This is a genomic window from Streptomyces camelliae (assembly GCF_027625935.1).
Classification (GTDB): Bacteria; Actinomycetota; Actinomycetes; order Streptomycetales; family Streptomycetaceae; genus Streptomyces; species Streptomyces camelliae.
Window position 1 is genome coordinate 4481531 of sequence record NZ_CP115300.1, and the last position, 20948, is coordinate 4502478.

14 protein-coding genes are annotated in these 20948 nt (G+C 73.0%); 9 read left to right on the forward strand and 5 right to left on the reverse strand.

Annotated elements, in window-relative coordinates:
• Positions 1–140: 140 nt before the first annotated feature.
• Together O1G22_RS20410 and O1G22_RS20420 are read right to left on the reverse strand one after the other, a co-directional pair.
• Positions 141–1484, reverse strand: a complete 1344-nt coding sequence (locus tag O1G22_RS20410; RefSeq protein WP_270082658.1) for a tetratricopeptide repeat protein — start codon at positions 1482–1484, stop codon at positions 141–143.
• A gap of 339 nt (positions 1485–1823) precedes the next feature.
• A complete protein-coding gene (locus O1G22_RS20420; RefSeq protein ID WP_270082660.1) occupies positions 1824–2486 on the reverse strand; it encodes a Uma2 family endonuclease in 663 nt (220 codons plus the stop codon).
• Positions 2487–2774: 288 nt separating this feature from the next.
• On the opposite strand from O1G22_RS20420, the gene O1G22_RS20425 reads away from it, so the two are divergent.
• Complete coding sequence (locus O1G22_RS20425) at positions 2775–3461, forward strand: hypothetical protein (protein WP_270082661.1); 687 nt, start codon at positions 2775–2777, stop codon at positions 3459–3461.
• A gap of 45 nt (positions 3462–3506) precedes the next feature.
• Positions 3507–4139: a DUF3558 domain-containing protein gene (locus O1G22_RS20430; RefSeq protein ID WP_270082662.1), complete on the forward strand. Its 633-nt coding sequence runs from the start codon at positions 3507–3509 to the stop codon at positions 4137–4139.
• Here O1G22_RS20430 and O1G22_RS20435 read toward each other — a convergent pair whose 3' ends face one another.
• On the reverse strand, positions 4140–7862 hold the full coding sequence (locus O1G22_RS20435) for an nSTAND1 domain-containing NTPase (protein ID WP_270082663.1): 3723 nt from the start codon (positions 7860–7862) through the stop codon (positions 4140–4142).
• Between the two features lie 326 nt (positions 7863–8188).
• Here O1G22_RS20435 and O1G22_RS20440 point away from each other — a divergent pair, with 326 nt between their 5' ends.
• The 3 genes from O1G22_RS20440 to O1G22_RS20450 all read left to right on the forward strand — a co-directional run bounded on the left by O1G22_RS20440 (position 8189) and on the right by O1G22_RS20450 (position 12347).
• A complete protein-coding gene (locus O1G22_RS20440; RefSeq protein ID WP_270082664.1) occupies positions 8189–8965 on the forward strand; it encodes an NPP1 family protein in 777 nt (258 codons plus the stop codon).
• A gap of 31 nt (positions 8966–8996) precedes the next feature.
• Positions 8997–10241, forward strand: coding sequence for an amidohydrolase (locus O1G22_RS20445; protein WP_270082665.1), 1245 nt, complete (start codon positions 8997–8999; stop codon positions 10239–10241).
• A gap of 138 nt (positions 10242–10379) precedes the next feature.
• Positions 10380–12347 (forward strand): YncE family protein, encoded by a 1968-nt coding sequence (locus O1G22_RS20450; RefSeq protein WP_270082666.1) that lies wholly within the window; start codon positions 10380–10382, stop codon positions 12345–12347.
• Positions 12348–12355: 8 nt separating this feature from the next.
• Here O1G22_RS20450 and O1G22_RS20455 read toward each other — a convergent pair whose 3' ends face one another.
• Together O1G22_RS20455 and O1G22_RS20460 are read right to left on the reverse strand one after the other, a co-directional pair.
• A complete protein-coding gene (locus tag O1G22_RS20455) occupies positions 12356–13537 on the reverse strand; it encodes a hypothetical protein (RefSeq protein ID WP_270082667.1) in 1182 nt (393 codons plus the stop codon).
• Between the two features lie 68 nt (positions 13538–13605).
• Complete coding sequence (locus O1G22_RS20460) at positions 13606–14742, reverse strand: PP2C family protein-serine/threonine phosphatase (RefSeq protein WP_270082668.1); 1137 nt, start codon at positions 14740–14742, stop codon at positions 13606–13608.
• Positions 14743–14919: 177 nt separating this feature from the next.
• Between O1G22_RS20460 and O1G22_RS20465 the strand changes: the two genes are divergently transcribed.
• The 4 genes from O1G22_RS20465 (at position 14920) to O1G22_RS20480 (ending at position 20898) form a co-directional block, all read left to right on the forward strand.
• Positions 14920–15357 (forward strand): hypothetical protein, encoded by a 438-nt coding sequence (locus O1G22_RS20465; RefSeq protein WP_270082669.1) that lies wholly within the window; start codon positions 14920–14922, stop codon positions 15355–15357.
• Between the two features lie 215 nt (positions 15358–15572).
• Positions 15573–16466, forward strand: coding sequence for a hypothetical protein (locus O1G22_RS20470; RefSeq protein WP_270086476.1), 894 nt, complete (start codon positions 15573–15575; stop codon positions 16464–16466).
• Positions 16467–16668: 202 nt separating this feature from the next.
• A complete protein-coding gene (locus O1G22_RS20475) occupies positions 16669–18618 on the forward strand; it encodes an FUSC family protein (RefSeq protein ID WP_270082670.1) in 1950 nt (649 codons plus the stop codon).
• A 72-nt stretch (positions 18619–18690) separates the two neighbouring features.
• Positions 18691–20898: a VWA domain-containing protein gene (locus tag O1G22_RS20480; RefSeq protein ID WP_428986385.1), complete on the forward strand. Its 2208-nt coding sequence runs from the start codon at positions 18691–18693 to the stop codon at positions 20896–20898.
• Positions 20899–20948: the final 50 nt, after the last annotated feature.

The following is a 20948-nucleotide window of genomic DNA, read 5'->3' on the forward strand; positions in this document are numbered from 1 at the left end:
ATGTCGTTCGCCCGGCCGTGACGGGAAGGGGGAGCACCCACATCGATACAGCGTTCATGGGTCTCACCTCCTCGGTCGCGTCACGGACGGCTGAAAGCTATCAGCTCGGTGATCATCCCTCCACCCTTTTCCCGCTCTCCTCACAACGGCGGCTGCGCCGGTGCCGGGCCCAGGGTCGTCGTGCCCGGAGCCGTACGGTGGCCGAGGCCGGTGCGGTAGGCGTCCAGGGCCGCCTCGGTGCGGCCCGTGCGGCGGAGCAGGTCGCCCAGGAGGCGGCACAGGTCGGCCAGGTCGCCGGCCGCGCCCGCGCGTTCCAGGAGGCTGAGGGCGCGGACGTAGTGCTCCTCGGCGGCCTCGGTGTCGCGGGCATCCTCGGCGATGATGCCGAGGAGACGGTGGGCCGCGGCGGAGTGCACCGCGCCACGTTCGGAGGAGAAGTCGCCGAGGACCTCCTGGAGCAGGATCGCGGCCTCCTCCGACTTGCCCCGGCGGTGCAGGACGTCCGCCAGTTCCACCGCCGCCTGGCTGCGGTACAGGGCCGCCCGGGTCTCCGAGAGCATCGTGTGCGCCTGGCGCAACTCCGCCTCCGCGCGCTCCAGTTCGCCGTTCTGGGCGCAGACGTAGCCGCGCATCCAGTGGCAGTTGGCCAGCTCGGTGCGCAGCCGGAGGCGGCGGTACAGATCGGCCGCCTTCGCCAGGGAGGCATCGGCCTCGGCGAGGCGGCCCTCGGCGAGCAGGGTACGGGCGACCGAGCGGTGCATCCGGGCGATCAGCGCCTGGTCACCGGCCTGCGGGGCGAGCGCGAGGGCGAACTCGGCGGCCTGGGCGGCGCGGGCGTGCGCGCCCATGTCCATGTACGGGCCGATGACGCTGGCGTAGAGCAGCAGCAGGGCGTCGGGGTCGTGCAGTCCGCCGCGGTTCAGCTCGTCGAGGGTGGACTCCAGCAGGTAGACGGCGTAACGGAGTTCACCGGCCAGGTAGTGCGAGACCGCGCGGCCGCGGACGGCCGGCACCCGCACCGGCAGCGACTCGTCGGCCAGGCCGCGCTCGGCCCGCTCGAAGAACTCCCGCGCCTCCTCCAACTCCCCTGTCTCCAGGGCGCATTCACCCAGGCCCAGCAGCGCGGTCGTCCGCTCGTGGCCCAGCCCGTGCGCCTCGGCCTCCGCGAGCAGCGACGCGTACTGTACGGCGGCCTCCTCGGCTCTGCCGTCGGCGAGCACCCGCTGGGCCTCGGTGAGCCGCAGGCGCAGGTCGGTGGCGAGGTGGGCGGGGCGGCCGACGGCCAGTTCCTCGTAGGCCACGCCGAGCCGGCCGGCGATGTGCCGCAGCGCCTCGTCGGAGGCCCGCACCCGGCCCGCCTCCAGGGTGGAGATGTACGCGGGCGTGTAGGCGGGCTCGGCCAACTGCCGCTGGGTCAGTCCGCGTTCGGTGCGCAGTTGCTGCACGCGCCGCCCGATGATCGTCGGATCGTCCCGTTCCCGCATCCGCCGTTTCCCCCCAACTCCCCTGGCACCCCTTGCCGTTCGACCCTGGCAGCCCTAGGTTAAACGGCGGATTAAGCGTGCTTAATACGTTGCTGTTGTGTTCGTCGTTGTCGTGTTGCGAGGTCGCCGTGCAAGGACGTACGCCCACCCCCTACGGACGTCCCACCACCAGGTATGCCCGGAGCGTCGCCGCGGCAGTGCTGGCCGTGGCGGCACTGGTCACAGCGGCGAACGCGGTCCCGGCCCACGCGGACCCGGCCCCGTCCGGCCGGAGCGGTACACAACAGGCGGCAGCGGCACCCGCACGCCCGTGAAAAAAACCGGGCTCAGAACCCGGGCTCAGAACTCGGCGGTGTCCAGGTCGAAGCCCAGGGGAGCGGGCAGCGGGACGGTCTGGCCGAGCTTGTACTTGGGTGACTTGGCGTAGTCGTCGCCTGAGGGCTCGGAGTAGACGATGACCTCGGCCTCCTCGCGGTCGATGAGGAGGTAGACGGGGATGCCGGCGCGGGCGTAGCCGTGGATCTTCTTGTGGCGGTCGCGGTCGCCGGTGCTCTTGGAGGTGACCTCGGCGACGAGGAGCACGCCGGCCGGGTCGTGCCACTCCTCGTGGTCGTCGAAAGTACCCTTCGCCGCGATCACCAGATCGGGCTCGACGTGACCGGTGTCGGATGAGCCGGGGACGTTGAGGCCAATGCCGGTGTAGTTGCGCAACGATCGATCATGGCGCCGCTCCGCCACCTGGTCGATGACCTCCGACACAATCTCCTCGTGCTCCCCGTTGGCCGGTGGCGTCACGCAGATCTCCCCCTCGATCAACTCCACGCGCCAGCCCCTGGGAGCCGTCGCACTGAAGAGCTCGAAGACCTGTTCCACGCTCGCCCCCTCGTAGGTGGGCTCGCCGCCGTCGGCGTCACTGTCGCCGTCGGGATCGTCGTACGGGCCGTGAATGGCCTCGCCCTGGTACCCGGGCATGATGATCGGCTCCGCCTCAGCCGTCGCCATGACAGACCTCCCTCGCTCAGCGCGACCCTCTCAGCGTAGACGGGAAGCGCGGACATCGAACCTGGAGCCATCCACTCGAACGAGTGTGCTGTTACGTTTCCGCGCCTCCGAGGTGAACCCCACCGACGGGTGTGCGACGGCACAGCGACGGGCGGATGAATGATGCCGCGGATGCGGGCCGGGCAATTGATCGGCCCCGGGGGACGGGTGTCCGAACAACTCCTCGGTGGCCAATCTCGGTGTCAGACGCCGGGCACATGCTGCCGGCGCACAACCAGGAGAACGTTCATGAAGCTGACGAGGCTGAAGAAGATGAGCTCGACGAAGCGCGCGTGGATGGCGGGGCTGACACTGGCGCTGGCCCCGATGGTGGTGATGGCCTCCCCCGGCGTCGCCTCGGCGAGCAGCCAGGAATGCCTGGGGAATTCGTCCACCCCCGCGAACGCCGATATCGCCGGCAACTGGTCGACCCAGCACCAGACGCGGTCGGTGACCGTGCAGCAGGCGCGCAACACCTGGCAGGACTGGGTGTGGCGGGGTGACCTGAACCACCTCACGTACCAGTGCCCCTGGAACGTTCCCAGCTGCACCTACGCGTGGTCGAAGTCGAAGACGACGGGCTGGAAGTGGTCGGTCGGCCTCAACGTCAAGGTCCCGAGCGCGTTCAGCAAGGCGGTGAGCGAGCTCGCCGCACTCACCGCCGGGTACGAGCGCAACGGCTCCACCACCACCTCGTTCACCTGGCAGATCACCATGAAGCCGGGGCAGAAGGCCGCGCCGATCCAGGTCGTGGAGCGCCGCTGGACGCAGGGCGTCTACGTCGGCGTCTACCACTCCACCGGCAAGTCCTGCCTGCCGACCACGACCGACATCAAGGCCAGGCCGCACGAGTACGTCTGGTCCCCGAACGAGCGGTGGGGTCGCTGGACGACCAACGTGGCCGTCAGCGACTACGGGACCTACCACGTCTGGTGACCCCGCCGGCTACCGAACCAACCCGATGAAACAGGAATTGATCCCATGATGGTGCGTCGTCTCTCCCGTTCCGCCGCCGGTTCGGTCGCGGTGCTCGCATGCGGTCTGCTGACCGCATGCGGCCCCACCACCCACTCCACGGCCTCGGCCGGCGGTGGCTCCACCGCTCCCGTCGCCGGCACCGCCTCGCCCGGTGCGGTGAAGACGCTGCCACCGTCCCGCCTGTGCACCGTCCTGACCGAGGACGTGGCCAAGCGGGTCGTCACAGACGCCCGGTTCACGGCCCAGGTCGGCCCCGACAAGGGTGCCGCCCCGGACGTCTGCAGCTACGCCGGCGCCGACGGGAGGTCGATGCTGTCGCTCACCCCGGCCTCCCGCACTTACGACGCCGAGTTGTCCGCCGCCCACGGCCTGCGCGCGAACCCGGCCCCGGCCGGGATGAGCGACGTGCGGATCGACCCGGTGAGCGGCCTGGGCCGGCAGGCCTTCAGGGAGTCCGCCCATCAGTCACAGGAGCAGCAGCAGATCACCTTCGTCGTGTGGAACGCGGGCGCCCGGACCTGGGTGCTGACCTACGCGACCGCGGCGCCCGGCTCGACCGCGCCGACGGCCGTGCCGGACGACAAGGCGGTCCAGCTGGCCCGGTCCCTCACCGCGAAACTGCCCACCGGCCGGTGATCACGCGCCCGGTCCGCAGACCGGACGGTACGGCGCGTCCGGCACGTACGTCCGCCACTGCTCCCGCGTCAGTCCCGTGCCCCCGGCCCGTGCGCACACCCGCGCAAGGGCCCGGCCGGGATCGACGACGTAACCCTGGAGCGGGACGTGCGCGCTGCCCGCATACAGGGTCGTGCCGTCGGGGCTGAAGGCCACCGAGTCGATCTCCTCGCCCGGTGTGGTCAGTTCGCCGCCCAGGCGCTGCTGGGTGGCCACGTCCCACAGCTGGAGGCCGCCCGTGTTGCCGGCGACCGCGAGGGTGTGGCCGTCGGGGCTGAAGGCGAGGGCGCTGACGCCCTCCGGGTCGATGCCGAGGGGGCGGGGGAAGACGTTGCGCAGGATGCCCAGGCGGCGCCCGAGCCGTCCGTCCCACAGGGCGACCCGGCCCGTCTGGTCGCCGGCCGCGAACAGGGAGCCGTCGGCGGCGAACGCCAGCGCGCCGACCTCGTCGCCCTGCACCAGGTCGTGCGCGGCGGCCCGGCCGGAGGGCAGCCGGGCGAGGCGGCCGTCGCCGACCAGCAGGGAGCCGTCCGGGCGGACGGCCAGGTGGCCGGCGGTCACGCCGGTGAGCACGGTCGTACGACGCTTACGGCCGGTGTCCCACACCTCGTCCGCCGCGTCGCCCGTGTCGGTGTTGCGGGCGGCGACCAGGGTGCGGCCCCGCGGACCGAGCACCATGCCGATGACCGCGCCGCCGGGCAGGTCCAGCGAGGTCACGGCCCGTGCGCGCGGCACGTCCCAGACCGTGAACGGCTGGTGCACCGCATCCCGGCCGGGCGCCGAGACCCCGTAGACGAACCGGGTGCCGTCGGGGCTGAACGCCTGAAGGGGCAGGGTGTCGCCGGGCACCACGGGCAGGGCGGGGTCGGCCGAGACGGGCACGGGTACGGGTACGGGAGGCAGGGTGCGCAGGACGTGGTCGTCCGCGGTCGCCTTCAGGCGGAACACGTAGTGGTCGCCGGTGCGCTGCGCGGTGGCGTAGGTGCGGCCGTCGGGGCTGAGCGTGACGTCGTCCAGCGCGCCGGGACTCCAGGCGGAGGTGACGGCCGGCCCCAGGTCGAGGGTGTGGACGGTGCCGCCCTCCAGGTAGCGCAGGGTGCGGCCGTCCGGGTCCCAGTGCAGGCCACCGTAGAGGTACTGGTTGTTCAGCGAGTGCCGCAGGACGGGCTCCTCGGCGGACGTGAGCCGCCACAGCCGGATCTCCCCGCGGTCGGCCGTCGCGATGAAGGCGCCGTCCGGGCTGAAGGACATGTACTGCGCGGTGGAGGCGTGCAGATCGGCGATCTGCCTGCCGGTCGTGGTGTCCCAGACGAGCACTCGGCTGCCGTCGGTGGCGGCCAGCCGGCCGGCGCCCAGCGCGAGGAGGGCGGTGTCCGCGTCGCAGACACGTTTCTGCTGCCAGGCGCCGGGCAGGGCGCGGCGGGTGGCGGTGTCCCACAGCTGCGGGGCCTGTCCGGCGGGGCAGACGGCGGCCCGGCGGCCGTCCGCGCTCAGCGCGGTCACGGCCACGTTCGGGGCCCGGGTCTCGAACCGCACCCGGCCGTCCGTGACCGAGCGGAGCCGTACCCGGTCCCCCTCGGCGACCAGCACCGCGCGTCCGTCGCCGGAGAAGTGCGGGTCGTCGCTCTGCAACGGCGTGGCGCCGCCGGTCCAGCGGCCGGTGGCCGTGTCCCACAGCCGCATTCCGCCGTCGACGGCTACGGCGACCACCCGGCCGTCCGCGCCGACGTCGGTGGCGGTGCCCGACGACAGCCGGCCCGTGCCGATGCGGCGGTGGGCGGTCACGTCCCAGGTGCTCCAGGTGGTCCCGCTGGAACTGAGCAGGATGCGACCGCCGTGGGCGAGGGCGCGCCGGGGGCCGTCGCCGGGCGCGGGGTCGGTGAAGGTGTCCGTCTCCGGCTGGGCGAGGGAGCCGAGCAGGCCCTGGCGGCTCTCGGGCAGCTCGGCGATGCGCCAGGCGGCCGCGCCGAGCAGCAGCGCGGTGCGGGGGTCGGTGGTGCGCAGCGCGTCGGCGACGTCGGCGACCCGGCGGGCCGCGTCCTGGGTACGCCGGCGCTGGTTCTCGTCGGCGGCGCGGCAGACCGCGAAGGTCGTCACTAGGGCCACGGCCAGGACGGCGGACAGTGACACGGTCAGGATCCGGTGTCTGCGCACGATACGGGAGGCAGCCCGGTACTCCGCCTCGCGGGCGTCCAGGGCGGCGGTGAGGAAGGCCCGCTCGGGCACGGTGAGCGCGGGGTCGTCGCGGTGGTCGGGGAAGAGTTCCTCGGCGCGGGCCAGGCGCGTGCCCCGGTACAGGGCGCCCGGGTCGCGGTCGTGCTCCACCCAGGTACGGGCCGCGTCCGCGAGCATCCGGTGGTGGCGCAGCCGCTCCCGGTCCTCCTCGATCCAGTCGTGCAGCCGGGGCCAGCAGGTGATGAGCGCCTCGTGGGCGAGCTGGACGCCGTCCTCGTCGGCGGTCAGCAGCCGGGCGCCGGTCAGCCGCTCCACCACGGCTGGCGCGTCCGGGTCCGCCCATGTGTCCAGTTCGGCGCGGGTGAGGGGGCGGCGGGTGTCGGGGGTGCCTTGGCCCGGTTCGACCATCCGCAGCAGCAGATGCCGGGCGGCGCGGGCCTGGCCCGGCGACAGACCGCCGTAGACCTCCTCGGCGGTCGCCGCGATGGCGCCGCGCACCCCGCCGGCCGCCTCGTATCCGGCGAGGGTGAGCATGCGGCCCTTGCGGCGGCGCCAGGTCTCCAGGAGGACGTGCGAGAGCATCGGCAGGCCGCCGGGCTCGTCCAGCACCTCGTCCACCAGCCGGGAGGTCAGCGTCCGCTCCACGAGACACCCGGCCGCCTGGGCGGGTCCGACCACCGCCTCGCGCAGCTCGTCCGCGCTCATCGGGCCGAGCAGCAGTGCCGCGCCGCTCAGGGCGTCCGCCAGGCCCCGGTGCTCGGCGCAGCGGGCGAAGAAGTCGGCGCGTACGGCGACCAGCACGCGCAGCCGGACGGCCGGGTCGCGGGCGGCGAGCAGCAGGTCGAGGAAACGGGCGCGCTCGCGCGGATCGCGGCAGAGGGTGAAGACCTCCTCGAACTGGTCCACCACGACCCAGCTCTCCGGCTCGTCCCCGGCCGGGGCGAGGAGGTGGCCGTAGGTCGTGGCGGGCGTCGGCCCCGGGGTGAGGATCCGCAGGCGGGCGGGATGGCCGCGCGCCGCGATCTCCTCCCGCAGCCGCGGGATCAGCCCGGCCCGCAGCAGGGACGACTTGCCGCTGCCGGAGGGACCGAACAGCACCGCGAACCGGTTCTCGCACACCAGTTCCCCGACCTCCGCGACCACCCGGTCCCGGCCGAAGAACAGGTGCCGGTCGCCCGGCTCGAACCGGGCGAGCCCGCGATAGGGGGCGGGCGTGTCCCCGGCGCCCTCGGCGGGGGCCCGGTCCGTTTCCTGCCCGGCCTCCTTCCAGCGCAGCTGCCACTCCTCCGGATCGCCCCCGCAGGCGCGGACATACTCCTGGACGACGGAGAGGGAGGGCAGCCGTTCACCGGCAGCGGCCTGGGACAGCGTGGTCGCCGAGAAACCCGCCGCCTTCGCCATCGTCCGGTACGAGGGATTCCCGGCGGCCTTACGCAGTTCCCTCAGCTCATGGGCGAACCGCTGCACGGGACCGGCCGCCGGGTTCAAGGGTCTCTCGGGACGCCCCATGCGCTCGTAGCCCTCTCGTTCACCTTGTTGAAAGTGACAGCAGTAAAGACATCAGGACGGACCATACGGTTCCGCGGGAGACGGCCGGGTTGACCACAGGTGGCGTACGGGTTGCCAGGGGCGGTCGTGGGGATCGGTTGCGCCGGCTGCGGCCCGATCCGCTCCGCGCCGCCCCCCGGCGGGGCTCCCCCTCCCCCCAGGTTCGACGAAAAGCCGCCCTGCGTTTCGCGGAAAGCCCTTTCCCCCGGACTCCCGGCTTGCCAGTCTCGGTCTCCGCACCACACATGTCATGTCCGGTACGAGCAGACCGTCGACTGGAGCCCCCCATGCCCCGAGCCATCAGCAGCAGAAGGCCCTTGCGCCTCGGCAGAGTTGCCGCCGTCACCGGCAGCGCCGCCGCGCTCACCGTCGCCCTGTCGGGCAGCGCCTCGGCGGGCGTGCTGCAGAACCTGCCCGAGAACGCGACCACGTTCCAGAAGTACTTCGAGCCCGTGTACGACTACGACACCGACAGCTGCTACCCGGCCGCCGCGATCGACCCCAGCGGCACCCTCAACGGCGGCCTCAAGCCCACCGGTTCGATCACCGGCCAGTGCCGCAGCGGCCACCTCGGCCACGCCAACACCTACTCGCGGGCCAAGTGCAACAACGGCTGGTGCGGGATCATCTACGCCAGCTACTGGGAGAAGGACGAGGCCTCCCCGGGCATCGGCCACCGCCACGACTGGGAGTGCATGGTCGTCTGGGTCAAGCAGGGCGCGGACACCCCCTCGTACCTGTCGGCCTCCCGGCACGGCAGCTTCAGCACGCACCCGATCGCCGACGTCCCGATGGACGGTCAGCGTGTCGAGGCCGTCTACCACAAGGACGGCGCGTCCACCCACGCCTTCCGCTTCGCCAAGTGGGGCGAGACCCCGGAGAACGACATCGGCGCCTGGCACCAGGAGAACCTGCTGACCTGGGACAACATGGCCGCCAACCTGCGCGGCATCCTGAACGCCTCCGACTGGGGCAACGCCAACTTCCCGCTCCAGGACTCGAAGTTCGCCGACCATCTGAACAAGGCGAAGCCGAGCGGGATCACATTCGACCCGTACGCCTGACGCCCTGCGCCGGGCGGCCTACGCTGCGACCATGACCTCCTCCGCCGCCCGCACCGCCCTGGACCTGACCGCCGACCTCCCGGTGCCGGGCCTGGAGGACCTGTACCGGGATCTGCACCGGCACCCCGAGCTGTCCCTGCGCGAGCACCGCACCGCGGGCACGCTGGCCGGGCGGCTCAAGGGGGCCGGGTTCGAGACCGCCGAGGGGGTCGGCGGGACCGGGGTCGTGGGGCGGCTGCGCAACGGGGACGGGCCGGCCGTGCTGCTGCGGGCCGACATGGACGCCCTGCCGGTGCGGGAGGAGAGCGGGCTGCCGTACGCCTCCGAGGCGGACGGCGTGATGCACGCCTGCGGGCACGATCTGCACGTCACCTGGCTGACCGGCGCCGCCGAGGCGCTGGCCGTCGGGCGGGACACCTGGCGCGGCACCCTGCTGGTGGTGGGCCAGCCCGCCGAGGAGACCGGGCAGGGCGCGCAGCGGATGGTGACGGACGGCCTGTACGAACGCTTCGGCCGCCCGGACGTCCTGCTCGGCCAGCACGCCGCCCCCGGCCCGGCGGGCCTGTACCCGCACGCGCCCGGCCTGATCATGTCGGCGGCGACGGACGTGGACATCGTCGTCCACGGCCGGGGCGGACACGGCTCGCGCCCGGAGGCCACGGTGGACCCGGTGGTGACGGCCGCCTATCTCGTCACCCGCCTGCAGACGGTGGTCTCCCGGGAGATCGCCGCCGGTGAGTCCGCCGTGCTGACCGTGGGCCGGATCGAGGCGGGCACCCGGCACAACATCATCCCGTCCGAGGCGCGCGTCTCCCTCAACCTGCGCAGCCAGTCGGAGGCGGTACGGCAGCGGATGCTGGCCGCGATCGAGCGCATCGCGCGCGGCGAGTGCCTGGCCGCCGGCTGCCCGCGCGAGCCCGAGGTCACGGTCGGCAACGCCTTCCCGGTGACCGTGAACGACGCGGCCACCGACACCGCCGTGGCCGCCGTGCACGGCGAGGTGTTCGGCGCGGGCACGGTGTTCGACCCGGGCCCGGCGATGGGCAGCGAGGACTTCCCCCAACTGGCCCTCGACGGCGCCATCCCGTACTCGTACTGGTTCGTGACCACCACCCCCGCCGAGGTCTGGGAACAGGCCCCCGGCGAGACCCTCCCGGAGAAGTTCGCGGCCGTGCCGAGCAACCACAGCCCGCACTTCGCACCCGATCTGTCCACGATCGCCCCGGGTGTCCGCACACTCGTCTCGGGGGCCCTTGCACTGTTGTCAGTGGCATGACCTAGTCTTCGCTCACTCGCCACACGAGGCACACACGGCAGGCACAGGGGACTCATATCACCGTGGCCGTGCCCGAGTTGCGGCCCACTCTCTTCTTCGAGTCATGCGACTCATTCGATCCGGGGGGTTCGAATCAGCGTGCGCAAGCGCTCTCTCACGGCTGCCACCACCCTGGCGGTCCTCATCGGCTCGGCGGCCCTCGCCGCGCCCTCGGCATTCGCCGACTCCAGCAGCGTCCTGCCGGTCAAGAAGACCGGCGACCTCGTGGTCGACGGCGCTCACCAGCAGGTCTTCATCAGCGATCCGGCGAACGGCAAGATCGTCGTCACCGACTACACCGGCAAGGTCCTCAAGGAACTGCCCTCGCTGCCGGGCGTCACCGGCCTCGAACTGTCCGCCGACTCCGGCACGTTGTACGCGGCCGTGCGGGACGCGAACCAGATCGCGGTCATCGACACCGCCACCGACACACCCGGCACACCGTTCACGGTGGGCGACCGCCCGGTCAGCGTCGCCGTCGCGGGAGGCCGGCTGTGGTTCGGCTACGGCGCGACAGGCAACGGCGACATCGGCTCCGTCGACCTCGTCGGCGAGCAGCACCAGGTCACCCTCGACCAGGCCAGGGGCTGGTACGGCGGCCCGATCCTGGACGCGGCTCCCGGCTCCACCACCCTGCTGGCCGGGGAGCCGGGCCTGAGCCCCAGCGCGGTCGCCTCCTACGACGTCTCGACGGGCACGCCCACCCGCCTGGCGAGCGCCGAGGTCGGCTCCAACCTGCGCGACCTGGCCGTCACACCGGACGGCAAGGACGTCATCACGGCGAGCGGAGCGCCGTACAAGCACCCGGTGTTCAAGACCGCCGACATGACCCCGGACGGCAGCTACGCCAGCGACACCTACCCGAACGCGGTGGCCATCGCCCCGGACGGCACGGTCGCGGCGGGCGTCGACGGCTGGTACAACCCGGACATCTTCGTCTACAAGCCGGGCGGCACCACCCCGCTGCGCACCTACGACTTCCCCAACACCGGCAGCACCAGCGGCGCCGACGAACTCGCCGACTCCGCCCTCGCCTGGGCACCCGACTCCTCCCGCCTGTTCGCGGTGTCGTACAACAGCAACGGCGTCTACTCACTGCGGGTGTTCACCTCGCCCGCCAAGGCGGCCACCACGCTGACCGTCGACGCCCCGGCCACCGCCGCCCGCGCCAAGCAGCTCACCGTCACGGGCAAGGTGACCTCGTCGGTCCCGCTGCCGACCGGCACGCGACTGACCGTCACCCGCACCGACGTGGAGTCCCCCAGGGGCAAGGCCCTGACCCCGGTCGCGGTCAGGGCGGACGGCACGTTCTCCTTCACCGACACCCCGCCGGCGGGCGGCAAGGTGACGTACACGGTGTCGTACGCGGGCGACGCGGACCACGCGGCGGCCTCCGCCTCGGACTCGGTGTCCGTCTCCCGCGCGAAGACGACGCTGACGCTCGACAACAACCGCAAGGTGTACGACTACGGCAAGGCCGTGAAGTTCACCGCCCACCTCGGGACGACGTACAAGAACCGCACGGTGGAGATCTGGGCCGACCCCTACGGCGGTGACAAGCCCGACAGGCTGGTGAAGTCCGGCAAGGTCGACTCCCACGGCAACCTCTCGGTCACCCTGAACCTGTGGCGAGACGCCACGGTCACCGCGAAGTTCGCGGGCGACGCGCGCTACCAGCCGGCCTCGGCCAGGGTCACGGTCGGCGCCCGGGTGAGCATCTCCACGTCGGTGGGCAACCAGTACAAGTCGGCGTACGCCTGGGGCCAGACGTACTCCTACTTCCACACGAACAAGAACCCGCTGATCACGACGAAGATGCCGTACTACCCGGGCCGGGCGCAGAAGTTCGAGTTCCAGGTGTACTACCAGGGCACCTGGTACCCGGGCGACCCCGCGTACTTCAAGCTCGGCAGCGACGGCGTCTCCCGGGTGCAGATCACCGGCGACCACAGCAAGGACGTCGGCTGGCGCTTCCGCATCCGCTCGTCGTACATCGACGGCTCCTCCGGCGACATCGTGAACTCCACGACGAACGGCCCGTGGAAGTACTTCACGTTCACCAGGTGAGCGGGTAACTACCGGGCTGCCGCCTGGAGTTGGCGCAGCTGCCGCCGGACGTTCTCCAGCGCGCCCTCCCGGCGGCCCGGCACCCGCAGCCGCAACTCCGCGAGTGCGGGCCCGAGTTCGCGGGCCCGCGCCGTGTCCCTGATCCGGCCCCACTGGTGGTGTGCCCGGTCCACGGCCGCCTCCACGGCAGGCGCGTCCACCGCCTGCCCGGCGGCCAGCCGCACCCCGGCCACCGCGAGCCAGGCCCGGCAGCTCCCCACCGCGTCCCCCGCGAACATCGCCAGATCGGCCCGCACCTCGGCCCAGTGCAGGGCCGCGTCGGAGGCGGGGCCATGAGCGCGCACAGCAGCGGCCTCGTGCCGAGCGGCCAGCGCATCGGCGTCACCATGGCGCCCGGCTCGGACGGCGGCGCTGATCGCGGCGTGGGGGTCGTGCGCAAGGGTGTGGGGGGCGTGTCCCATGGCGTCGGGGGCGTGCTCGGTGCCGGGCGGGGTTGTTGCGTGGCCTTCCGGCCGGCCGGGACGGGTGGCCGGGTGGGCGAACGGGGGTCTGGAGGCGGAGCCCCCGGCGGCGAGCACCAGGTCCCGGCCCGCGCCGGCCTCGGCGATCCGGGCCAGCGCCTGCTCGTGCAGCGCGGGAAGCGGGGGCCGGTGCCCGCTGCGCAGCAGCGTCGCCACCGCCTTCATGTACGCCGGCTCGCCCGGCCCGCGCCGCCCGGACGCCGGGGCGACACGGCCGTACACCGCCGCGTTGGGCCCGGAGCCGAGGCCCCGCTCGGCGACGTGACTCCATGCCTCCGCCTCCGCGTGCAGATCCACGAGGAGCGCGGTGTCCGCGGCGGAGCGCAGCCGCAGTTCCTCGCGGATCCAGTGCCAGGGCAGTGCGGTGTAGCGGACGGTGGCCGCGGTGGTGCGGGCCAGCGCGAGATGCGGCAGCCGCTGCTTGCGGTCCAGCTGGAGCTGACCGGCGATGTACACGGTCAGCGGTCCCGGAGCGGCCGCCGCGGCACGCAGCCGGGTCAGTACGGCCTGCGGTTCCAGCGGGTCGGCGAGTTCGACCACGTTGGCGGTCTCGGTGCCGGACAGTACGGCCGGGGCGACCGCGGCCAGCACCGGCAGCACGCCGGCCGCGTCCACCAGGCGCCCCCTGCCCAGCGGCGAGGCCGCGAGCAGCAGCACGGTTCCGGGCATCGTCCCTCCCCCAGTTCTCCGAGTCCCTCCAGCCAGCACCGTAACCGCTGCGGCTGCAAACGCGCGCCTCAGGACCGCAAACGTCCCTGTTCGGCCCCTTCGCCCGCCCTCTCGTCCAGCCGCCGTACGGCGAACACGGTGGTGTCGTCGCCGAGCCGCCCCGCGCTGTGCCGCAGCACGGCGTCACGGACCGTGCGCACCAGGCGCTGGGGCTCGGTGCGGTCCGGGTCCGGGGCGGCGCCGACCACGCGGGCGAGGTCCCGGAGCAGCGGATAGAAGACGCCGGACCCGTCCCGCGCCTCGGTCACCCCGTCGGTGACCAGCAGCAGCGTCTCGTCGGCGGCCAGCGGCACCCGGTGCACGGGCGGCAGCCCCGCCGCGAGATCGCCGAGCCCGAGCGGCAGTCCGTCACCGCTGGGCAGCTCCCGCACGCCGTGCGGCCCGACGGCGAGCGGGGCCTCGTGCCCGAAGTTGACGGTCTCGATCATGTCCGGGGCGTCCTCGGGAAAGCCGATCAGCACGGCGGTGGCGAACCGGTCGCCGTCGTCCCGGCCGAGCGCGGTGGTGTGCCGGCGGTGCCGCAGCATCCGGATCTCCAGGCGTTCGGCGACGGTCGCGAGGTCCTTCTCGTGGTAACCGGCCTCACGGAAGGTGCCGAGCAGCGCGGCGGCGGCCTCCACCGCGCCGAGCCCCTTGCCCTGCACATCGCCGACGAGGACCCGGGTGCCGTGCGGGCCCGGCTGGATGTCGTAGAAGTCGCCGCCGACCTGGGCATCGACATCGGCGGCCAGATACACGCCCGCGTGCTCCAGCCCGGCCCAGCGCGCCGGCAGCGGGCGCAGCACGGTACGCCGGGTGGTCTCCGCGATGTCCATGATGCGCAGCGTCTGCCGCTCCCTGCGCACGCGCACGGCCGCGGCCAGCGTGGCGAGGACGCCGCCGAGGGCGACCAGGACGAAGTCCCCGAGACCGGCCCGGTACTCGCCCGGCCAGGCATGGTCGACGGCGAAGTACGTCACCACCGCGAGCACGGCGAAGGCCCCCGTCGTCCACACCCCGCAGATCGCGGCGGCCGTGCCGGGGACCAGGACGATCCAGGAGATGATCCGGAACCGTACGCCGGTGTTGAGGTCCACCAGCACGATGCCGACGAGCAGCAGCAGCGACGGCACCCAGACGAAGCTCCGGCCGCGCATGCGCAGCATGCACCCAGCGAAACACGCCGGACAACCACCCGCATCCGGACCCTCTCACCTCTCCCTCCTCGCTTCCCCCTTTCCCTCCTCGCCTTCTCCTTCGCTTCCCTCTGCCGGCCGACTTGCCGGGCGGCGGCCCCAGGTGTGCTCTGGAAGGCGGGGGCGAGGAGAGAGAGGAGCACTCTCATGACTCAGGCGGCACCGGCACCGGCACTCCGCACAACGTCCCGCCCACCCGACATCTTCGACGAGCGCACCCACCGCATCGGCCGCATCGCCGTCCCGGTCGTGCTCGGCCTGGTCTACGGCTACTGGGTCGCGGCCAACAACCGCGCAGGCGGCGCCATCACCGGCTGGAACCTGCTGCTCGGGTTCGCCAGCGCACTGGTCTTCGCGGTGGCGTGCGTGGCCCTGCTGACACTGGCCCCGCGGATGCCGCGGGAACTGCACGCGCTGCTGTGGACAGCCTTCGTGGGCTGCGCGTTCGGGTTCATGTACAGCATGACCGGCGAGGCGATCTGGCGGTCGGTCGGAATGGCGGTGGCGGTGGCGGTGGTGACGTTCATCGCGTTCTTCTACCGCTACTACACGCGGGAGGACGCGTTCGGCCGCCGTATCCGCTGAGCACGCCGCGGGCCGGCGCACGCGTGGGCCCCGGCCGACTCCTTGACCGGGGCCCACGCGCTCCCCTGGTTCCCTCTTCCCACACCGGCCCCATGGGCCGGTTTCCGTCTCCCCAGCACCAGGAAACACCCGTTCGGGTGAACCCTCCACCGGAGGGCCGAATCCGGCTCGCGCCCGCGCCCGGACGACCGTTGCCTGGAAGGGTGTCTCCACGCCTGCCCGCACGTCTCAGGAGCGCCCTGTCGGCCGCGCTGATCGCCCTGTCCTGCCTCCTCGTGCCGTTCGGCGCGCTGGCGGCCTGGGCGGCGTACGGGCTCGTGGACACGGGCCGGTACGTCACCACGATGGCTCCGCTCGCCGCCGACCCCGACGTACGGGACGCCGTCGCGGCCACGGTCGGCGACGGCATCCTGCGCGCGGTGGACCAGCATCTGGACGTCCGCCCGGCTGGGGGTACCCCCTCTGGGGGAGGCTCCATGCGCCCGTTCGTGCAGGACGCGGTGCGCTCCTTCACCCAGACCGAGGCCTTCCGGCTGGCCTGGGACACCGGCAACCGGGTCACCCACGACGCGGTCCTGCGGGCCCTGCGCGGCGAGCAGGACGTGACCGCCGGGCAGCCGGTCACCGTGGACCTCGCCTCGGTCACGGACACGGTCAAGCGCCGGCTCGCCGAGGACCACGTACCGCTCGCCGCGCGCATCCCGGTGGAACACACGCCGGTGGCCGTACTGCCCGGCGACGAACTGGCCGCGTTCCGCAAGGGGTTCCATGTACTGGAGGTCGCCGGCTTCTGGCTGCCGGTCGCGGCAGTGGCCTTCGCCGCGACCGGCATCGCCCTGGCCGTCCACCGCCGCCGCGCCATCACGGCGACGGCCCTGGGCACGGCGCTGGGCGGCGCCCTGCTGACCGTCGCCCTGTACGTGGGCCGCACCCTGACCCTGGCCGACCTCCCGTCCGACGTCCCCCACCCCGCCGCCGCCGCGGTCTACGACGCCCTCACCTCCACCCTGCGCTGGACGTCCTGGCTCCTGCTGGCCCTGGGCCTGACGGCGGCACTCACGACCTGGCTGACCCGCAACGTACGCAGACGGCAGCCACCGAAGGCGTAGCGGGGGCGGAAGGGAAGAACGGCAGACGGCGCCGAGCCGGAACGGAGACCGCGCCGGGGGCGGAACGGAGACCGCGCCGGGGGCGGAACGGAGACTGCGCCGGGCCGGTACGGAGGCGGCGCCAGGCCGGTACGGAACCCGGCCCGGGGCGGAACGGAAACGGCGCCGGGGCGGAACGGAAACGGCGCCGGATAATGGGCGCATGCCCCGAGAGTTCCCCATCGGCCTCACCCCTCCCGACTGGCTGGTGCGGAACCTCCAAGCCCACCAGGCACCCGTCAACCGGCCCGCCGCGGCCCGCGCCGCGATCGCCCTGACCCTGCCCCTGGTGATCGGTCTCGCGTCCGGTCACCCGGCGTACGGCGCCCTCGCCTCCATGGGCGCCCTGTCCGGCGTCATCGGCGACACCGCCGACGCGTACCGCATGCGCATCCTCAACATCGCCGTCCCGCAACTCTTCGGCGCGGTGGGCATCACGCTGGGCGTGCTGGTGTACGGCCACGGCTGGCAGGCGGTGGCCGCGGTGACCGGGGTCGCCCTGCTCTCCGGCATGATCTCGACGATCGGCGCGGTGGCCTCGGTCTCCGGCCTGCTCCTGCTTCTGAACTGCGTGGTGGGCGCGGGCCTGCCGATGCCCCACCCCTGGTGGCTGGCCCCGGCCCTGCTGACCGGCGGCGGCCTGCTGGTCCTCCTCCTCGCCCTGCTCGCCTGGCCGTTGCGCTCGGGCGTCCCGGAGCGCGCGGCGGTGGCGGCGACGTACCGCACGGTCGCCGCACTCCTCGCCGTCTCGGGCACGGACCGCACGGAGGAGTACGAGGACGCCCGCCGGAACGTCACCCAGTCCATCAACCAGTCGTACGACCTGATCCTGGCCCGGCGCGCCCGCCACCACGGCCGCAGCCCCGAACTCACCCGCCTGCTGGCCCAGTTGAACGCGATCACCCCCGTGGTGGAGGCGGCCCCCGCGGCCCACTGGGCGGCCCGCCCCCTCCCTCCGCAGATCCCGGAGGCGATCGGCCGGCTGGCCCGGGCGGTGGAGGCGGGCTCCCCGGGCCCGACCGCCCTGTCCCTGCCCCTCCCGGAGACGGAGACGGCCCGCGCGGTGGACCACGCCCTGCGCCACACGGCCGAGGTGGTGGCAGCACCGGACGTGGACCCGAGAGGAATCGACGACCGCCTGGGCCGCCCGGCAACCCTGGGCATCCGCACGGCACGAGCGGCCCGCAACGTGGTGCTGTCCGCCAACTCCTGGCGCTACGGCCTGCGCCTGGCGCTCTGCATCGGCATCGCCCAGGCCCTGGTCTCCCTGATCCCGGTCCCGCGCTCGTACTGGGTGGCCCTGACGATCACCTTCGTCCTGAAGCCCGACTTCGGCTCGGTCTTCTCCCGCGCCCTGCTGCGCGCACTGGGCACGGTGGCGGGCCTGGCGATCGCGGCGGTGGTCCTGGCGGAAGTCCCGCTCGGCTGGTGGGACGTACCGGCGATGCTGCTCCTGGCCCCGCTGATCCCGGCGCTGACCCCGCGGGGCTACGGCTACCAGACGGCAGCGATCACCCCGGTGATCCTGCTCCTGTCGGACATCCTGAACCACCAGGGCACGGCCCTGCTGCTCCCGCGCCTCACGGACTCCCTCCTGGGCTGCGCGATCGCGCTGACGGCGGGCTATCTCCTCTGGCCGGAGAGCTGGCGCACCCGGGTGGGCGACCGCCTGGCGGACGCGGTGGCGGACACGGCGCAGTACGTGGAGGCGGCGTTCACCTCGGGCACGGCGACCGACCCGGCGGCCCGGGCACGCATGCGGCGCCGCTTGTACCGCGACCTGTCGGTCATCCGTACGGAGTTCCAGCGGGCCCTGACCGAACCGCCGCCGACCGGCCGCCGTGCCGCAGCGTGGTGGCCGCTGGTCGTCGCCGTGGAACGCATCGTGGACGCGACGACGGCGGCCCGGGTCCGCGTGAAGCACGGCGCGCCGACACCGTCCGCGGCCGAGGTCACGCAGATCGCACTGCAGCTCAGGGAGCTGTCGGAGGGTGTGCGCAACGCGGAAACGTTGATCCCGGTTCGCACGGATCTCACCGGCCCGCCGGGCAGCGTTCTGGAACCTCTACGCCAAGAGGTGGCCGCGGCCCGGTCGATCGCTTCCCCCCACTGAGCCCTTCGCTAACCTTACGTGTCCGTCCTGGCCAGGGATCGACGGGATCAACTCACGCGAAGGGTTGCGCACATGGGCATTCTCACTCTCCTGCGGAACGCATTCGGCCGCTCCCGCAAGGGACGAGCCGCCGAGGCAGAGGGTGCGACCCGCGTCCCGCCCACCGCCGAACCCCCGGCCCAGGCGGCTCCGGAAGCTCCGGAAACCCCGGCCCAGGCGACCCCCGAAGCACAGGCCGCGGCGGCCTCCGAAACTCCGGCCCCGACCCCCACGGTCCCGGAACCCCGCCGCGAGGCCCACGACCTGGTGGCAGCGGCCTTCGACAACGTCCAGGTCCCCTTCCCGTCCCAGCCGGAGAACCGGGAAGCGTCCGAGCCCGTCACTGCCCGGGCGAAGGCCGAGGAGCCCGTCAAGGAGCAGCCCGAGAACGGCACGCCGGCGGAGGCCGAGGGTGCGGCCGAGGAGCCGACCCCCGAGAAGACCGAGGCCACGGCCGAGCCGGTCATCCAGCCGGAGGCCGAGGAGCCGACCGAGACCGCAACCGAGCCGAAGGCCGAGGAGCCGACCGAGACCGCGACCGAGCCGGAGGCCGCGAGCGAGGAGCCGCAGGCCGAGGCCGGCGCCGAGGCGACCGTCCAGGCGGAGGCCGAGGAGCCGACCGAGGCCGGGGAAGCCGTCGCGGAGAAGGTTGAGGAGACTGCCGAGCCGGAGGTCCAGGGCAGCGTCGAGGCGGAGGTGGAGGAGAAGTCCGAGCCCACAGCCACCGACACCACCCCGGCCACGGGAGCGGAGCCCGAGCAGACCGAGACCGACACCCCGGAGCCGGTCGTGGCAGCGGAGCCGGTGGCTGACGCCACTGCCCAGGAACCGATCGCGGTGGCGGCAACCGAACCGGAGCAGGTGACGGAGCCCGCGACCGAGCCCACCGAATCGGAGCCGCAGCCCAAGCCTCAGGCGGAGACCGAGCCCCAGTCGGACTCGGAGCCGGAGCCGGCATCGGAAGCGTCCGCCACGGAGGCGACCGACCCGAAGCCGGAGTCGGAACCGGCCCTCCCGAAGGCAACCGACCCGACCACGGCTTCGAACCCCGCAACCCCCGAGGCAACCGCACCGACCGACGAGGCTCCCACCCCGGCCGCAGAAGCCACCGCACCCACCGACGAACCCACCGCCCCGGCCGCAGAAGCCACCGCACCCACGGACGAACCCGACGTCGCCGCCGAAGAAACCGCCACCCCCGCCGACGAACCGGTCACCCCCGCCGCAGAAACCACCGCGCCCACCACCGAAGCCCCCGCCGAACCCGCCGCACCATCCGAAGCCCCCATCCCCCCGCAAGCCGCCGACGGCGAGGACGCCGCGCAGGGGCCACTCGCAGCCGACGACGAAAGCAGCACGGGTGGTGCGGGTGGGAACACCACCGCCGAAGGCGAAGCCGACGCGGAAGCCACACCCACCAAAGCGCCGCAGGCAACCCGTGGGAACACCACCGCCGAAGGCGAAGCCGACGCGGAAGCCACACCCACCAAAGCGCCGCAGGCAACCCGTGGGAACACCACCGCCGAAGGCGAAGCCGAGGCGCAAGCCACACCCACCAAAGCGCCGCAGGCAACCGGCACTCCCCTGCCCGCCGCCCCCCTGCCCCCCACCCTCACCACCGCCCACACCGCCGCCACAGCCGCCCTCGCCAAGGCCGACCTCACCGGCACCCGAGCGAAGCTCTACCTCGTGCTGGACCGCTCCGCGAGCATGCGCCCGTACTACAAGGACGGCTCGGCCCAGGCTCTCGCCGACCAGACCCTCGCCCTCGCCGCGCACCTGGACCCCGGGGACACCACGGTCCACGTCGTCTTCTTCTCGACGGAGGTCGACGGCACCACCGACCTCACCCTCACCCCGGACCACGAGACGAAGATCGACGACGTCCACGCCGGCCTGGGCCGCATGGGCCGTACCAGCTACCACGCCGCCGTGGACGCCGTACTCACCCACTACGACAAGCACACCACCGGCACCGACACGCCCGCCCTCGTCGTGTTCCAGACCGACGGCGCCCCTGACGCGAAGACCCCCGCCACCCAGGCCCTCACCGAGGCCGCCAAGACCCACCCCGCCGTCTTCTTCTCCTTCGTCGCCTTCGGAGAGCACGACAACAAGGCCTTCGACTACCTCCGCAAGCTGAAGACCCCCAACACGGCCTTCTTCCACGCGGGCCCCGCCCCCCGCGAGCTGACGGACACCGAGCTCTACGCGGGCGTCCTCGCCACCTGGCGCCCGTAACGGGCCGTAACCCTACGTAACACCCCAGGCCGCCCCCTTCCCGAACCAGT

Coding starts and splice junctions, on each gene's coding strand:
- O1G22_RS20440 (WP_270082664.1), top strand. CDS start 8,189: ATGCCCCGAGCCATCAGCAGCAGAAGGCCCTTGCGCCTCGGCAGAGTT.
- O1G22_RS20480 (WP_428986385.1), top strand. CDS start 18,691: ATGGGCATTCTCACTCTCCTGCGGAACGCATTCGGCCGCTCCCGCAAG.
- O1G22_RS20445 (WP_270082665.1), top strand. CDS start 8,997: ATGACCTCCTCCGCCGCCCGCACCGCCCTGGACCTGACCGCCGACCTC.
- O1G22_RS20410 (WP_270082658.1), bottom strand. CDS start 1,484: ATGCGGGAACGGGACGATCCGACGATCATCGGGCGGCGCGTGCAGCAA.
- O1G22_RS20465 (WP_270082669.1), top strand. CDS start 14,920: ATGACTCAGGCGGCACCGGCACCGGCACTCCGCACAACGTCCCGCCCA.
- O1G22_RS20455 (WP_270082667.1), bottom strand. CDS start 13,537: ATGCCCGGAACCGTGCTGCTGCTCGCGGCCTCGCCGCTGGGCAGGGGG.
- O1G22_RS20460 (WP_270082668.1), bottom strand. CDS start 14,742: ATGCTGCGCATGCGCGGCCGGAGCTTCGTCTGGGTGCCGTCGCTGCTG.
- O1G22_RS20420 (WP_270082660.1), bottom strand. CDS start 2,486: ATGGCGACGGCTGAGGCGGAGCCGATCATCATGCCCGGGTACCAGGGC.
- O1G22_RS20425 (WP_270082661.1), top strand. CDS start 2,775: ATGAAGCTGACGAGGCTGAAGAAGATGAGCTCGACGAAGCGCGCGTGG.
- O1G22_RS20435 (WP_270082663.1), bottom strand. CDS start 7,862: ATGGGGCGTCCCGAGAGACCCTTGAACCCGGCGGCCGGTCCCGTGCAG.
- O1G22_RS20430 (WP_270082662.1), top strand. CDS start 3,507: ATGATGGTGCGTCGTCTCTCCCGTTCCGCCGCCGGTTCGGTCGCGGTG.
- O1G22_RS20475 (WP_270082670.1), top strand. CDS start 16,669: ATGCCCCGAGAGTTCCCCATCGGCCTCACCCCTCCCGACTGGCTGGTG.